The sequence below is a fragment of the Providencia sp. PROV182 genome (assembly GCF_028480325.1).
GTDB lineage: Bacteria > Pseudomonadota > Gammaproteobacteria > Enterobacterales > Enterobacteriaceae > Providencia > Providencia hangzhouensis.
On record NZ_JAMPOL010000013.1, the window covers coordinates 187,264 to 203,677 of the forward strand.

Consider the following 16,414-nt stretch of genomic DNA (forward strand, 5'->3'; position numbering starts at 1 on the left):
CTAAATTTATGTATCCTTTTTTGTGATCATGATTCATATATTAACAATTAACCATAAATTAACCGCTTATTAACAATATAATAATGCTAGTCTCAAAAAATAATAACAACATGGGACTCAATAAATGAAAAAACATCTCATTTCAATCGCTATTGCTTTTAGTTTAAGCTCGCTATCGCTCTCATCATTTTCTCAGTCAACTCAAATTAAAATTGAACGAGATAACTACGGCGTTCCTCACATCTATGCCAGTGATACTTATAGCCTTTTCTATGGATACGGCTATGCAGTGGCACAAGACCGATTATTCCAAATGGAAATGGCTAAACGCAGTACTCAAGGTACGGTTTCCGAAGTATTAGGTAAAGATTACATTTCTTTTGATAAAGAAATCAGAAATAACTATTGGCCTGATTCCATCCACAAACAAATCACGCAACTACCCTCTAAAGAACAAGATATTTTAAGAGGTTATGCAGATGGCATGAATGCATGGATTAAACAAATCAATGCTAAACCTGATGACTTAATGCCTAAACAGTTTATTGATTATGATTTTTTACCATCCCAATGGACAAGTTTTGATGTTGCGATGATTATGGTCGGTACAATGGCAAACCGCTTTTCTGATATGAATAGTGAAATTGATAATCTGGCATTACTCACTGCGCTTAAAGATAAGTATGGTGAACAAATGGGAGTAGAGTTCTTTAACCAAATTAATTGGCTTAATAATCCCAATGCACCCACAACAATATCATCAGAAGAATTTACCTATTCAGACTCACAAAAAACAAAAAATATAACGCAGTTGAATCAAATTAGTGATTACCGACTTACTGCTCCAATGTTTGAACGCACGGCAAAAGATGCAACGGGAAAATTAATTGCGCTTTCTTCTCAGGAAAATAATGCGCTAATCGCTCAGCAATATGAGCAAGGTGGTGCTAATGGGCTAGCTGGGTACCCAACCACCAGCAATGTTTGGCTTGTTGGAAAAGCAAAAGCTTCTAGCGCAGAAGCTATTTTACTTAATGGTCCACAATTTGGTTGGTTTAACCCAGCATATACATACGGTATAGGTTTACATGGAGCAGGGTTTAATCTTGTTGGAAATACACCGTTTGCTTATCCCGCTATTTTATTCGGTCATAACGGGCAAATTTCTTGGGGCTCTACGGCTGGTTTTGGTGACGGCGTTGATATTTTTGCAGAACAGGTTTCACCTAAAGACCCAAATAGCTACCTCCACCAAGGGCAGTGGAAACAAATGCTATCGCGCCAAGAGACATTGAATATAAAAGGTGAAAAACCCATACTTTTTGAAGTATACCGCACTGTGCATGGTAATGTGGTCAAGCGAGATAATACAACTCACACCGCATACAGCAAAGCTCGCGCATGGGACGGCAAAGAGCTTACATCCTTAATGGCTTGGGTGAAGCAAGGGCAAGCGCAAAACTGGCAGCAATGGCTAGACCAAGCACAAAACCAAGCACTGACAATCAATTGGTATTATGCGGATAAAGGCGGAAACATTGGCTATGTCCATACCGGGCACTACCCCGAGCGCCAAATAAACCATGATCCTCGTTTACCCGTATCAGGCACGGGAGAATGGGACTGGAAAGGGACGCAACCCTTTACAAATAACCCGAAAGTCTATAATCCCAAATCCGGCTACATCGCCAACTGGAATAACTCCCCAGCTAAAAATTATCCCGCTAGCGACTTGTTTGCCTTCTTATGGGGAAGTGCAGACAGGGTGACAGAAATCGATAGCCGCATTGAGGCTTATGATAAGTTAACGGCTGATGATATGTGGACGATTTTGCAGCAAACTAGCCGTGTCGACCTCAATCATCGCTTGTTTACACCTTTTTTAACTCAAGCAACACAAGGTTTGCCGTCAACTGACAATGCGGTCAAATTAGTGTCCATTCTCCAGCAATGGGATGGTATAAACCAGTTATCAAGTGATGGAAAACACTATATTCACCCAGGGTCTGCTATTCTCGATATCTGGCTAAAAGAAATGCTTAAAGCCACCCTAGGCCAAACCGTCCCTGCACCATTTGATAAATGGTATCTAGCGAGTGGTTATGAAACGACACAAGAAGGCCCTACTGGGTCATTAAATATCAGTACAGGTGCAAAATTACTGTATGAATCACTTTTAGAAGATAAATCTCCAATACCTCAGTCTATCGATTTATTTTCAGGACAACCGCGGAATGATGTTATTAAAAAGGCATTGAATACTACTTACCAAAAAATGATAGCAAAATATGGTGATACCCCAGCCAATTGGCAAACACCAGCCACGGCATTAACCTTCCGTGAAAATAATTTTTTTGGTATACCACAAGCCTTACCTCAAGAAAATTTTCATCAAAATGAATATCACAACCGGGGAACTGAGAACGACCTAATCGTATTTACCGAAAAAGGAGTGAATGCATGGGATATTGTTGCTCCAGGGCAAAGTGGCTTTATTTCCCCGCAAGGAAAACCGTCACCTCACTACCAAGACCAACTCTCATTATACCAACAGTTTGGTAAAAAGCCGCTATGGCTTGATAGCGAAGAGCTGGCACCACATGTTGAGTCAACTGAAACACTAATAATTGAGAGATAATACTATTATTAAGCTAAATACCAAGGTGTCTCGGTATTTAGCTTTTAACCTTCACACGATACACACAACGTCCAGCACCATTTAATAAGTACTGTTCGCGCTCAATGCTACCATCATCACCCACAATCTCACTGAACAACGCCAATTCCGAACGACAAAAGTTTTGGCAAGCGGTGGCTGCTGCACAAATTGGACAATGGTTTTCGATAAACAACCAACTGTCATCATCTTGTTCAACCTTCGCCATATACCCTTCTTCGCTACGCACTTCAGCCAGCTCTTCAAGCCGCTCAGCTAATGGTAAATTTTTACAACGGGCAAAATATTTTTCTCGGCTTTCCATTTCCCTTTGGCTAATCAGCTTTTCTAGCCCTTCATCACCAAAAATAGTTTGAACAGAATTAATTAATTGAAGAGCAAGTTGCGCATGAGTATCAGGAAAACGTTGATGCCCTAATTCCGTTAACACCCAATTTTGCCGAGGGCGCCCTGCCCCTGTTTGTGATAAGCACTGCGCACCTTCAACTAGCCCCAACGAAGTGAGTTTTTGAATGTGTTGCCTTGCAGCTTCCCCAGTCATATTTAAGTCATTTGCGATCACTGCGGTAGAAATTGGTCCTTTAGTTTTGATACAAAATAGAACCTTATCCACAGCCTGCGTTAGATTTAAATTATCAAAGTAATTACTTGCATTAATCATTATGCGACTCTATTATCCAAGCGATTACTTGCATAATACATCTTTTTCTACTATTCCGTCTAGCGGGTCTCTCTATGAGCAATGAAACATCAACCGTATCTCAAGCCAAGTGGGCTGATTTACTTAGTGGCACCAATGCATTACTCACTATCGCCTTAACTGGTGGTGTTGCGCTACACGCTATCAATATTTATATCGTAACAACCATATTGCCTAGTGTTGTTAATGATATTGGCGGTCTTGAATATTATGCATGGAATACCACTTTATTTGTGGCAACATCAATTGTCGGTTCAGCCCTTTCCAGTAAAGTATTAGACAGCTTTGGACCTAAATTTTCTTATTTATTCGCACTCATTCTCTTTTCTTTAGGGTCTATTTGGTGTGCAGCTTCCCCATCAATGCTAGTGTTGCTGGGAGGCAGGGCATTACAAGGACTGGGTGGCGGTATTTTATTTGCTCTGAGCTACGCATTAATTCGCATTGTTTTTACTGAAAACTTATGGTCCCGAGCCATGGGTGTCGTTTCGGGTATGTGGGGAATAGCAACACTCTGTGGCCCTGCAATTGGAGGTATTTTTGCTGAAAGTGGCCATTGGCGTTGGGCATTTTGGGCTTTACTACCTGTCGCTATTTTTCTAGCGCTCATTGTCATCAATCAACTCCCCAAAAAACAATCCCAGGCACCAAAAACTAACAAAATCCCATTCTTAGCGATTTCTTTGTTAGTGATATCCGTTCTTGCTATTTCAATTGGAAGTTTGTCTGACAGCTTATTCATGAACCTTATTGGTTTATTAATTGGCCTAGCCATACTGCTGACGATTGCCTTACTCGATGGCAAAAATGAAAAACGTTTATTACCGACGGGAGCCTATTCACTCAAAAGTCCACTTGGCGTCATATTTTTAACCATGTGTTTGTTAGTTGGAGGCATGACAACAGAAATTTATGTCCCTTATTTCTTACAAACCATCCATCTGTTTTCTCCGCTCACAGCAGGTTATTTAACCGCAATAATGGCTGCGGGTTGGACTCTTGGGGCACTCTTTAGTGCCAATAAAACAGGTGCTATTGTTATCCGAATTATTCGAACAGGCCCGGTCATCATATTTATTTCTTTAATTGCGCTTGCTGTTCTAACTCATAATCAACAACTTATCGAATCATGGCCATTATTCGTTATTTATCTCATCGCCATGGCAGGGGTTGGTCTAGGAATTGGTGTGTGTTGGCCACATCTGGTATTACGTGTTTTTAAGAATGCGCCAGAGGGAGAGGAAAACCTTGCGTCATCTTCTATTATTACCATTCAATTGTATGCAACTGCGCTATCTGCGGCCTTAGTAGGAGTCGTCGTCAATAATAGCGGGCTAATTAACCCTGGGGGGATCGCGGGGGCACAGCAAGCTTCAATCTGGTTATTCGCCCTATTTGCAATTAGCCCATTACTAGCAACGGTATTAATCCGCAAAATAAAATAAAGAGCAAAAGGGAGTAAAAGCTCCCTTTTTGCGGGAAAATCAACCTAATTAATTTACTAATGCTTTTTTGGAACGTAACAAATAAGGCAGAACAATAATACTGATCAGCAGAACAAAAATAGTTGCTACCATCACCCCTAAGAAAGCATGGTCAAAGGCAATATTTGCCTGATTTATCAATGCTGATGCAGTATTTACTGGCAGTGATTCAGAAACTAATAAAGCCTCATCAATACTGTCATAAACTTTATCGCTGACAGTCATGTCTTCAGGTAATGAGAGTTTTAACGTATAGATAGCACTCATTAACCCCCCCATAAAGGTGACACCTAAGACACTGCCAATTTCATAAGCAATTTCTTCAATTGATGCTGCCATACCCGCTTTTTCATCAGGGGCGTTTAACATCACTGTCGTTGATGCTGTCGTGAATATCGCACCAAGACCAAAACCAATAAGAAAAAGAAATGAAAGCAGTAAGATACCCGTAGATGTTTGATAAACGACAGCCAATCCCACAACACCAATTAGCGTACAACTAAACCCTAAAATGGTAAGTTTAATCTCACCCAACTTATGTAAGAACATACCAGCTAAAGGTGCTGCAAATACTGACGCTAAGGGTATCGGGATGATGTACAACGCAGCTTGAAATGGGGTATAGCCCAATACCAGTTGTAAACGTTGGCTTAGTAATAATTCGACACCAACAATAACCACAATGGATAAAATCGCCATCATCAACCCTGCATTGAATTTAGGGTGCTTTAATAGCGTAAAATCAATCATTGGTGATGTTGATTTCACTTGTCGATTTCTAAATGCCACCAAAAAGAAAACCCCAATAACACCTGAAACCAATACCGCCGGCCAGTCGGTATAAGGTTTACCGAGCTCTTTCAACGCATAAATAACCCCAATTAAACCAATTAACACTAGAATGGAACCTAAAATATCGATTTTTTTATCGCTGTTACCACCACATTTGGGGATTAAATAACAAGCGAACGGAATAACCAATAAAACGACGGGTACATTAATTAAAAAAACAGAGCCCCACCAAAAGTGGTTAAGTAAGATACCGCCGATCAAAGGGCCTATTGCCGCCCCACCTGAAGCAACTGCCGACCATATTCCAATTGCTAACGCCCTTTCTTTCGGGTCTAAAAAAACATGCCTTACAATCGCAAGGGTGGCAGGCATACTTACTGCGGCACCTACAGCCAAAAAGCCACGAGACAAAATCAAACTTGTTGCTGTTGGTGAAAATGCAGCACACAACGAGGCTAAACCAAATAACGGCAGCCCCAACAAAAACATTTGTTTGTGACCGACTTTATCACTTAGCATCCCCGCTGCAGGTAATAACCCAGCGACAACCAGTGGGTACGCATTCATTATCCACAGTTTTTCAGATGACGTAGCGCCTAAATCATGGGTTAATTTAGGTAATGCGGTATACAGTACAGTGACATCAATAACGATAAGAAACAGTACACTTGAAACTAATAGAAGCACTATCCAGCGCTTATAATCGGTTAACATAAAATTCTCTCAATGAGTTTATTTGATCATGATTTCTGTGCTGATCGTGCTACAATATAAATCCATACGTACGTATTGAAAAGAGGTTTTTCTAAATGGGACGTCAACGAATTATCGATCGTGAGAAAGTATTAGAAGCCGCCGAAGAAATTGTCATTAACCAAGGCGCAACGGCACTCACTATCGATGCTGTCGCCAAAGCGATGGGGATATCTAAAGGTGGGGTTCAATATTGTTTCGGCAATAAAGAAGCGCTTATTGATGCGATGTTCGAACGTTGGGGCCAGTCCTATGATGAAATTTTCAATCAAACAATTGAACAAGATAACTCCCCTGAAGGGAAAATTTTTGCGCATATGCAAGCGACCCACCAGCACGACAAAGTCTCGATGGCAAAAGGCGCTTCCTTAATGGCATCCTTATTACAAACCCCTGAATATCTGGAAAGTACGCGTATTTGGTATCGTGAACGGCTTGCGAGACTAGATACTTCAACAGAAAAAGGCAAACAAGCAAGAATTGTTTTTCTAGCCACTGAAGGCGCTTTTATGTTGCGTTATATGGGATTTATGGAAATTGATGATAATGAGTGGCAATCTATATTTAGTGATTTGGAAAATTTACTAAAAAATCATTCATAGCATCATTTTTTTAAATAAATAATCTCCTAATTCAATATTATTGGATAAAAAATCCAATGGAGATTATCATGAGAAAAATAATTACCACTATAATTCAAAATCATAAATATTATTATCAACCTCAGAAACCGAATAAAAATTTCATAACAGACAACATAAAAAGTATAAAATCAAAAAACAATGATGAATTAAAATTCCATCAATCTAGCCATAAAAAAGAATATAAATTTAATGTTGATGTTCCTTATATTACATCAAAAGAAAAAAAAACCGATCCTATAATTGAAAAACAAAAACCGATAACTCCTGTAAATACAACCAAACTAGAAGATATCAAAAACATCGATTCTTTCGTTAGAAGGATAAGGGAGAAAAATATCTATTTTGAAGCAAAAGATAATAATGATTATGTTTATCAAGGATCTTTAAACTCAGTAGGAAATGAAAAAACCTCAGATTTATATCTAAATATAACTAATTCATTAGGTCATGGAACTTATGGAACAGCCTACCGTGTTGGAAATTTTGTTATTAAAGTCCCTTTTTATGATGTCTATAAAATTAGCCCTTACAGCAAGGTAAAGCGCTGCTCCTCTATACTCAATGAATTAAACGAAAATATTAATTTTTCAAGAGCTATAACTCTGAATAAGGGAAAAGATGTTTTAATCACGAAATATATCGCTGGAAAAAATATTAAAGGTAATAGTGCTTATGATTTTGTTAAACAAAAAGGACGCATCATGTTTGATTATAATTCTAATGGCAATGTTAAAATGGATAATAATAGAAAGAAATATGTTATTGATGCTGACTTCGTAGCACAAGCAACAGAATTAAAAAAATATCCGTCATTAGAAACCTTAATGATCCGTGAAATTTATACAAATATTTATATTGAAAAACCACTTGAAGCTAACGAAATAAAACCCCTGTATTATTCTGAAATAGAAAATCTTTTACCAAAATTGGAAAAAAAGTGAAATAGCATCCTTACTAACGATACCATTTCACAACACAGGGTCATTTTTCTTACAGGGAAAATGACCCTATAACTAAATCATTGTGGGAAGGCATAAATTATGTCTTAATGATTCAAGAAAATCTCCTTATCATCGTCAGTTATAATTTGTTTTAACGATTTATGAATACCACCATCATCTGTTTGCAAGATAAATACAAATAAAACCTGACAAAGTACCGATTGAGGGCAATGACGAGGCCGATATTTTGAATAGATCGACCATCCATTAGCTAAATATCTTTCATGCATTCGCTTCATTGCATCAACAACAGAGTTCGCAGCTTGCCCTTTGTTGATTTTAGTCGATTTTTTTTGGTGATATATAAAAGCATCGGTAACTGTTTTAGATATAATATAGAAAACTTGCCCTACAGATAAGTTTTCTAATAAACAGGTGATGTTTTTCGTGGTTTTTTCACCAATTTGAAAAGATGTGAAATTATATTCATTCATTTCATGGTTTAAATAAAAAAAACACTCAAATAGATTATTTTTTTTACATAGTTCAATTAGTGATTTTTTATTTTCTTGTAAGTAATATAAATCAGATAATTTCCTCTCCAATAAATCAATAATCGATGATAAGTTATCTGTTTCTTTAACAATAACTTCCCAGCACATAAACTCATCATTAAAATAAACATAATCACCACTAACACTTAAATATTTTAAATTAGTAACTGTACTTATTGCTATCACACCAGAAGCATAAAGCTGTTCTATAATTAATAAATCAAAATTATAACTAGGTGTTAATTTCTCATGTTTCAGATTGTTAAGACTATCTAAATAAATTAGGTTTTCATCCGCACAATACCGTATAAGTGAAAGTAAAAAAACACTATTTTCAAAAGAAAGATCATTAATACTTAATGCATTTTCTTTTTTACAAAATAATAAGTCATTAATGTATTCAATTTTTTCCTGCCTTTCTTTTTCATTCTCTATACGAATACAATCAATACAAACATGTTCAAGACCGTTTAAATGTGAAAAGTGGCTTCTATCTCGTAGACATTCTATTTCACCACATGAAACACATTTTAGTTTTAAACTATAGGCTTTACAGCTTTTAGCAACAATAGTTTTTATTTCCTTAGATTTTAATTGTGTTTTTTCTTCTATCTTAATCATTGAATATGAAAATCGACCATTTCCCTCAACCTGCCAATATAATTGACATAAAAATTCATATTCCTTATCAATAACATCGATAAATATATTTTCCATATGTTTATTTCCTTATTTTTTTATTATGTTATATTAAAAAAAACAAAAAATAGAAATTATATTATGACAAAAAAAATAAAAAGGCTTATTATGATTAAATAATGAACATTTTATTAATCAATTGACCAATTCTAAATAAGGTTAACACTTTCCCAATCCACAATTGGAGAATGTTAGAAACTGCTCACTAAAACACAGTCAACACGATTATTCCCTTGCCTTTAAATTTCAGGTTGTTGACCAAGTTGAAAAAAGCAAACAAACCTATAAATAAGCCCAAGGCTACTACAGTATACAAGGATGCTCCGCTACTTTAAGTCAATAGATATTGATGATAACAAATGGCAAGAAGCATTCCGTGACATGTTACATCTTCTAGATTTCACCTTTCTTGTTAATTATTTGAATAACATATTTATTTCTCTCACTTACAATTGAGAATAAAAAAAAGAATAATTATCATTTACTATTCTTTTATGTGATGCTAACGTTATTAAAATCATCTTTCAAATATTCTTATCTATATCCTCCCTTTAGTGAATATAGATTACAGATGCCGTTAATTGATTCATTTTCGTAGCTTAAGAGGCTGATCATGATAAGTAACCCTATAAAGAAAGTAGCTTTTAACATTAATGAAAAACACTCTAATAATAATGCTCTTAGACGTTTAATTCATTGTTTATTTGCTGAGAATCTTATTGATAAAAAGCAAGTTTATTGGGATATAGACCATTGTGGGTATATTTATAAATTTAAGAAAACCCCTTATAAGATTCTTTTTAAGAACATGGAAATATATCCGGTAGATACATTCTTTAATTATGGTGGTATTTATTTAATTAACAACAACAATAAAAAAGAAATTATTCAAACAATATATTATCTTCTAGAAAAATTAGAGGAAGAGTTAAATATAACCTTTAATAATAACAATATTAATAAATTAAAATCAGATATTGAAAACAGTATTAATAATGATATTAACGCTCGCAATTATCGTACCGAATGGTCAGTACTGATTAATACTCAAATGGCAAAATACAATACCAACTATCTGACTGATTGGGTTACCGGACAATATAGTATACGTGATGCGGCTTTATTTCTTGATCAATGGGGCTCATTGGAAGGCCATCCCTATTATCCTACATGGAAAAGTAGGCCAAACATGAGCTTAGAAGATGTTGCAGCTTTATCTCCTGAGTTTAATGCAACGGTAAATTTGACAGTTATGGCGCTACGCCAAGATATGGCCTATGTTGAGTCACTACCTCATGTGGAAAGCATTCATGATTGGTTCCTTCAACGATTCCCTATCGTTGGCCGGCAATGGGTCAAATGGCTTAAACAACAAGGGAAAAATCCATACCAATGGCTGCCTCTTCCCGTTCATGACTGGCATTTAAATCATTGGGTAAAACAACAAGCAACATCACTGATTGACGAAGAAATTTTACTCATTGATGGCCCTCAATTAGAAACAAAACCCACAATGTCATTCAGGACAATGTTACCAACAGATGCAATTAACACCGCATTTATAAAGTTACCTATCGCCGTTTGGATGACCAGTGAAATGCGTAGCTTACAAGCTAAGTCTATCCATATGGGACCTAGAATAAGTCAGCTAATAGATGACATTTTAAACCACGAACATTATTTTAATGGAAAAATGGAGTCTCTGCGTGAAGATGTAGGTATCCATTACCACCATGCAGTAGAACAAGATGATTCAGCAGGACGCTTTATTTCTGTCGTATTTCGTTGCACCAACGCTTATGAAAAAAACGATCACTTACTGCCAATAACTGTGGCAACTCTATTTACTGATTTACCATATCAACCACGACCAATATTTACTGAATTGATTGAAAAATCAGGTTTAACACCTCAACAATGGTTTAACCAATATGCGACTGTAATTCTAACACCTTGTATTTCGATGTTTTTACTTTATGGAGTTGCTCTGGAAGCCCATCAACAAAACACTCAAGTGCTCTTCACTGTTCAAGGTATTCCTGAGAAATTTTTAATACGTGATTATGGTGATGGTCGAATATTTTTACCTTTATTGAATCAGCGGGGTTATCAGCTGCAAGCTTATCGTTGGCCTGGCATCTTACCTACTATTTTTGAAGAAGATATAGAACCCGTTAGAACATTTCTAATCAGTGCCTGTTTAGTCTGCCATTTACACGAACTTGCCGTACACCTAACTCGATTTTATCGATTGACTGATCACCAGCTTTGGTTAGAACTAAAAACAGTTGTTCATGATGTTTTTAAACAGCTCCAACCACGAGTTGATGATAATTTATGGCGACATGAATACCAAATGTTTATGAATGAACCTTGGCAAACTCGTTCGCTACTTAGTATGCATATTCAGCAATATACTAATTATCGAATACAACATGGGTTAACAAATCCTTTTCTATTATTTCAAAAATAACAAATAGAAATCCATTAACCAAGAAGGCGAGTGTAATACTATTCCCTTCATTTTATTAAAAATCAATTGAATGATAATTTAAATATGAAAAATAATTTAATAGAAAATAAAACTAAACACACAGATAAGAATATAAACATATTCTCTACATGGTTATATATTGTTATTGGGATATCTTGCACAATAACAGCACATGCTCAAACTAATGAGCAAAAAAATAAAGATAGTATTCTAGTTACCACAACAAGTAATAATAATCAGCAACCTAATAACTTTTCATCTAGAATAATGCAAGCAGGATTAATAGGTGATAAGGATATTATGGATATTCCATTTAATATCTCAAATTATAATTCGGCTTATATGCAGTCGCAACAAGCACAGCAAATTTCAGATATTTTATCTCACGATACCTCAATACAAATTAGTAGCTCGAAAGGAGGTCTTCTTGATTCCTTATATATTCGAGGATTTCCTATTACTGAAGGCAATATCAGTGAGTTTGCATTAAATGGAATTTATGGTGTATCTCCTAATTTTCAACTTTTAACGGATTATGCCGAGCGTGTTGATATTTTAAAAGGACCCGCTTCACTGCTATATGGTATGTCTCCTGAAGGTGGAGTTGGTGGAGTTATTAATGTCGTAACTAAACGTGCAAGTGCCCAACCGATTACACAATTAACCGCTCAGTACCTTAGCGACTCACTATTAGGTGGCAGACTAGATATGGGCCGCCTATATGATCTAGATAATAACCAATACTTTGGTATTCGTGTTAACGGTAGCTACACCAATGGTGATACAGCCGTCGATCATCAAACACGCAGGCAAAGTGTTGGTGCAATTGCGTTAGATTATTCTAATGAACGCTTTCGCTCATCTTTAGATTTAATAATTCAAAACCAAAATATGAATGCTACGAATCGACCATTTTATTTAGGTCCTGATGGTGTTGTCCCTTCGGCCCCGAGTGGGAAAATCAATTTAGCCAGCCCTTGGACATGGTGGAAATCTAATGATGATTCCGCATTACTACATATGGAATATGACATATTAAGCAATACATCGCTATTTATGGATATAGGAGGAGCACTTACTCGTATAGATCGAGTTAATGAGCAAATCTATACAATCCTTAACAATCAAGGCGATATTTCAACCTATATCATGAATTTCCAAACTAAAACTCAACGTTATTCAGTTGGTACTGGGGTTAAAAGTGAATTCATGACGGGTAGAGTATCACATCAACTTGCATTGCAGTGGAATCAATATTTTGATCGCTACCGTATTGGCACTACAGCAGGAACACCTTATACAACCAATTTATTTAATCCTACTTATATTGATAAACAGATCCCTGCTTACGCTAAAATAACTAAACGTTCTGAAAATACACTATCAGGAGTTTCTTTCGTCGATACTATCGGCTTCTTGAATGATTCTTTTATGGTGACTCCAGGCCTTCGCTATCAAAATGTAAAGTCTGACAATTTTACTTTGGGTAAGCTTTCAACTCGTTATGACGAGTCCGCAATCACCCCTCTCGTTAGTGTATTGTTTAAACCTGTAGATAATATTTCTCTATACGCTAATTATGTCGAAGGGCTAAGTAAAGGAAGCACCGCACCAGTTAATGCAAAAAATAGTGGCGAAATGATGAAACCATTTCGTTCAAAACAGTATGAGTTAGGGGTTAAATATGAACAACCATCTGCAATAACCACTTTAAGCCTATTCCAAATTAGTAAACCAAGTGGATCATTAGATCCTAACAGTTTGATTTACTCAGCAAATGATGAACAAAGAAACCGAGGAGTCGAACTAAGTATATCAGGCAAACCTTTTGAACCACTTCGTTTAACGGGTGGTGTTACCTATATTCAAGCCGAGTTGACTAAAACTGCTTCAGGGAAAAACAAAGGGCATGAACCCATCGGTGTATCTCCTTGGGTGGCTAATATTGGAGCCGAATATGATATTCCTTCAGTCTCTGGTTTAAGTATTAATGGCAATGTTAATTATCATACCCGCCAATATGTGAACAAAGAAAATACCCACTCAATTCCTTCATGGACAACCGTTGATGTCGGTTCTGCTTATAAAACAACTGTTTCCAATACCCCTGTAACATTGAGGCTAAACATCAATAATATTTTAAATGAACACTATTGGTCTGGCGTTGCTTCGTACAGCACCTTCGCTCAAGGCTCACCAAGAACTGTAATGGGATCAATTGCTGTGGACTTTTAAGAGGTGAAAATCATGGTGGATCAATCTAACTTAGTCAATATATCAACTGTTGTTCATTTATCAGCTAAAACAATAGCCCCAACAGAGCTTCCTCCTATTATGGATCCTCAGATTCATCAACTGTGTTTTTCTAATAATGAACAGCTTGTCGGATTGATTAAGCGGTATGGTTCACCATTGAACTTAGTTTTTCCTCATACGATGAAACAGAACATCCAAAAACTGAAGGCTGTTTTTCAAGAAAACAACGTGAATGGATGTATTTTATATGGTGTGAAAGTTAATCAATCAAACGTCCTGCTCAGAACAGCTATCGAAGAAAATATTGGAGTTGATGTTTCAAGCCTTCATGAATGGAGAGATGCCAACCAATATGGCATTTCACCTGAAAAAATTTGCGCTACTGGCCCTGCCAAAACAGATGATTTTCTCTGGCAACTGATATTACATAACTCACTAATTGTCGTAGACTCACTTGAAGAATTACAAGATATTCTACATTTATTAGAATTTCAATCACTTAAAGCAAGAGTACTACTGCGATATCAACCGCATTCAAGCCATTCACGATTCGGCATGAAATACCCGGCTTTTGTTAATGCACTTAAATTAGTGAAACAACATGATAAATTACAATGGCAAGGGATCCACTTCCATTTAGGTGGCTATACACTAGCCTCACGGGTACAAGCTTTTCACGAAATATTACCGCTGATTGAATTATCACAACAATTAGGGCTTAACATCCAAACTATCGATATCGGAGGTGGGCTACCTATTCAATATGTCCCAACAGAACATTATCAAGCTTGGGTTAATAATCAATCCACTGAAACTTATCAAAATCACCGTATTCCAGCAGATTTTTATCCTTATGGTAGTGAACAGTCTGCAGAACAATGGCTTAGCACATTACTCACAAGCAAATGTACCGATAATGAAACAATCGCCCAATATATTAATAAGCTAAATGTCACATTAGCGATAGAACCTGGGCGTAGCCTTGTTGATCAAAGCGCCATCACTCTATTTCGAGTTGTACGTACCTGCCAGCAATCCGAACACCCTATTATATTTGTCGAAGGCAGTAGCTTCAGCGTCTGCGAAACGTGGTTTAACTCTGAATTTTTAATCGACCCTTTTCATATTGTTACCAAACAATCAAAACAGCAACCTATCCGAGCATGGATAGCAGGACATAGCTGTTTAGAAGATGATGTGATTACTCACAGACTTATTTTATTTAACAAACTTCCCCAAGCAGGTGACTTATTAGGATTCGTTAATACCGCGGGATATCAAATGGATTTACTTGAGAGTCAATTTCATCGGCACCCAATACCTTGCCGATTATATGTACAGGAAAACAATGTTGGGCAGTTTATCTTTTTCAAAGACACTAAATAGGTAAGCTTATGATCTACAACAAAATCACTGATTTGATAGGTAATACACCCATTTTACGTATTGCAGTTCCCCATAAAAAAAGTGCCTTATTTTTAAAAATAGAAAAGAACAACCCTGGTGGAAGTATGAAGGACAGAATGGCACGCAATATGGTTATTGCAGGGCTAAAATCGGGGAAAATTAAGCCTAAAAGTACCATTATAGAATCATCATCAGGCAATACTGGGATTGGCCTTGCGCTTGCTGCTATTGAATTTGATTTACATTTTATTGCCGTTGTTGATCATCACGCTGCTCCTGACAAAATAGCGATAATGAAAGCACTAGGTGCTGAAATCCGTTATGTCATTGGTGATTATCAGGAAGACGAAGTAGCGGTTGTCGAACGTCAGCGCCTTGCTAGTGAATTAGCCTCCCAACTTCCCAATGCAACGTTTATGAATCAATCAGACAATGCAGCAAACTCAGGTGGTTATGCTGCATTAGTTTGTGAACTAATAGAACAAATTGGCAGAATTGATGCATATATAGCCTGTGTTGGCACTGGCGGCTCAATGACTGGTGTTTCTCAAGGCCTAAAGTCCCATAATCCACAAACTATCACTGTTGCCGTTGAACCTGAAGGGTCCATTATTTTTGGATATCCAGGAAAACCTTATTATCAATCAGGTACAGGCACTCCTGAAGGGGACGAAGTTGGATTAGTACTGGACTACAGCTGTATTGACCATAATACACAAGTTTCAGATATTCAAGCATTTGAAACTGCGCGATATATTGCTAGCCAATACGGTTTGTTAATAGGAGGCTCTACCGGAGGAATTGTCTATAAAGCCTTAGAGTATATTAATAACGATACTATTCACGGCAATATCGTTGTTATCGTAGCTGATGGCGGTGAAAAATATCTTAATACCGTATTTAATGAGCAGTGGCTTAGCTCTCGTAATTTGACCTCACCTGATATATCTCATCAACTTAATCATTGGCTTACTAATACTGTTTCTTTAGAGAAAGCTAGCTAAGGAGGAAGT

The 16,414-nt window shown here is 36.8% G+C and carries 11 protein-coding genes; 8 read left to right on the plus strand and 3 right to left on the minus strand.

The features are described from left to right. Positions 1-124 precede the first annotated feature (124 nt). The gene (locus PR834_RS12520; RefSeq protein ID WP_272536686.1) at positions 125-2,638 is read left to right on the plus strand and encodes a penicillin G acylase; all 2,514 of its coding nucleotides are present in this window, start codon (positions 125-127) and stop codon (positions 2,636-2,638) included. A gap of 37 nt (positions 2,639-2,675) precedes the next feature. On the opposite strand, the gene PR834_RS12525 is transcribed toward PR834_RS12520, so the two are convergent. Next, positions 2,676-3,338 (minus strand): helix-turn-helix transcriptional regulator, encoded by a 663-nt coding sequence (locus tag PR834_RS12525; protein WP_096863658.1) that lies wholly within the window; start codon positions 3,336-3,338, stop codon positions 2,676-2,678. Positions 3,339-3,412: 74 nt separating this feature from the next. Here PR834_RS12525 and PR834_RS12530 point away from each other — a divergent pair, with 74 nt between their 5' ends. Continuing rightward, positions 3,413-4,822 carry an MFS transporter gene (locus PR834_RS12530; RefSeq protein ID WP_153673999.1) on the plus strand — a complete coding sequence of 470 codons (1,410 nt, stop codon included), beginning with the start codon at positions 3,413-3,415 and terminating at the stop codon, positions 4,820-4,822. 48 nt (positions 4,823-4,870) lie between these two features. Here PR834_RS12530 and PR834_RS12535 read toward each other — a convergent pair whose 3' ends face one another. After that, the gene (locus tag PR834_RS12535) at positions 4,871-6,367 is read right to left on the minus strand and encodes an MFS transporter (RefSeq protein ID WP_110592760.1); all 1,497 of its coding nucleotides are present in this window, start codon (positions 6,365-6,367) and stop codon (positions 4,871-4,873) included. A 95-nt stretch (positions 6,368-6,462) separates the two neighbouring features. Here PR834_RS12535 and PR834_RS12540 point away from each other — a divergent pair, with 95 nt between their 5' ends. Beyond that, positions 6,463-7,008 carry a TetR/AcrR family transcriptional regulator gene (locus PR834_RS12540; protein ID WP_272536687.1) on the plus strand — a complete coding sequence of 182 codons (546 nt, stop codon included), beginning with the start codon at positions 6,463-6,465 and terminating at the stop codon, positions 7,006-7,008. Between the two features lie 68 nt (positions 7,009-7,076). Further along, the gene (locus PR834_RS12545) at positions 7,077-7,991 is read left to right on the plus strand and encodes a hypothetical protein (protein WP_272536688.1); all 915 of its coding nucleotides are present in this window, start codon (positions 7,077-7,079) and stop codon (positions 7,989-7,991) included. A gap of 104 nt (positions 7,992-8,095) precedes the next feature. Here PR834_RS12545 and PR834_RS12550 read toward each other — a convergent pair whose 3' ends face one another. Further along, a complete protein-coding gene (locus PR834_RS12550; protein ID WP_272536689.1) occupies positions 8,096-9,262 on the minus strand; it encodes a hypothetical protein in 1,167 nt (388 codons plus the stop codon). 790 nt (positions 9,263-10,052) lie between these two features. On the opposite strand from PR834_RS12550, the gene PR834_RS12555 reads away from it, so the two are divergent. The 4 genes from PR834_RS12555 to PR834_RS12570 all read left to right on the plus strand — a co-directional run bounded on the left by PR834_RS12555 (position 10,053) and on the right by PR834_RS12570 (position 16,405). Continuing rightward, positions 10,053-11,717 (plus strand): IucA/IucC family protein, encoded by a 1,665-nt coding sequence (locus PR834_RS12555; protein ID WP_272536690.1) that lies wholly within the window; start codon positions 10,053-10,055, stop codon positions 11,715-11,717. A 321-nt stretch (positions 11,718-12,038) separates the two neighbouring features. Continuing rightward, the gene (locus PR834_RS12560) at positions 12,039-13,973 is read left to right on the plus strand and encodes a TonB-dependent receptor (protein ID WP_272536691.1); all 1,935 of its coding nucleotides are present in this window, start codon (positions 12,039-12,041) and stop codon (positions 13,971-13,973) included. A 12-nt stretch (positions 13,974-13,985) separates the two neighbouring features. Then, positions 13,986-15,380: a Y4yA family PLP-dependent enzyme gene (locus tag PR834_RS12565; protein WP_272536692.1), complete on the plus strand. Its 1,395-nt coding sequence runs from the start codon at positions 13,986-13,988 to the stop codon at positions 15,378-15,380. Between the two features lie 8 nt (positions 15,381-15,388). Continuing rightward, the gene (locus PR834_RS12570) at positions 15,389-16,405 is read left to right on the plus strand and encodes a PLP-dependent cysteine synthase family protein (protein WP_272536693.1); all 1,017 of its coding nucleotides are present in this window, start codon (positions 15,389-15,391) and stop codon (positions 16,403-16,405) included. Positions 16,406-16,414 lie beyond the last annotated feature (9 nt).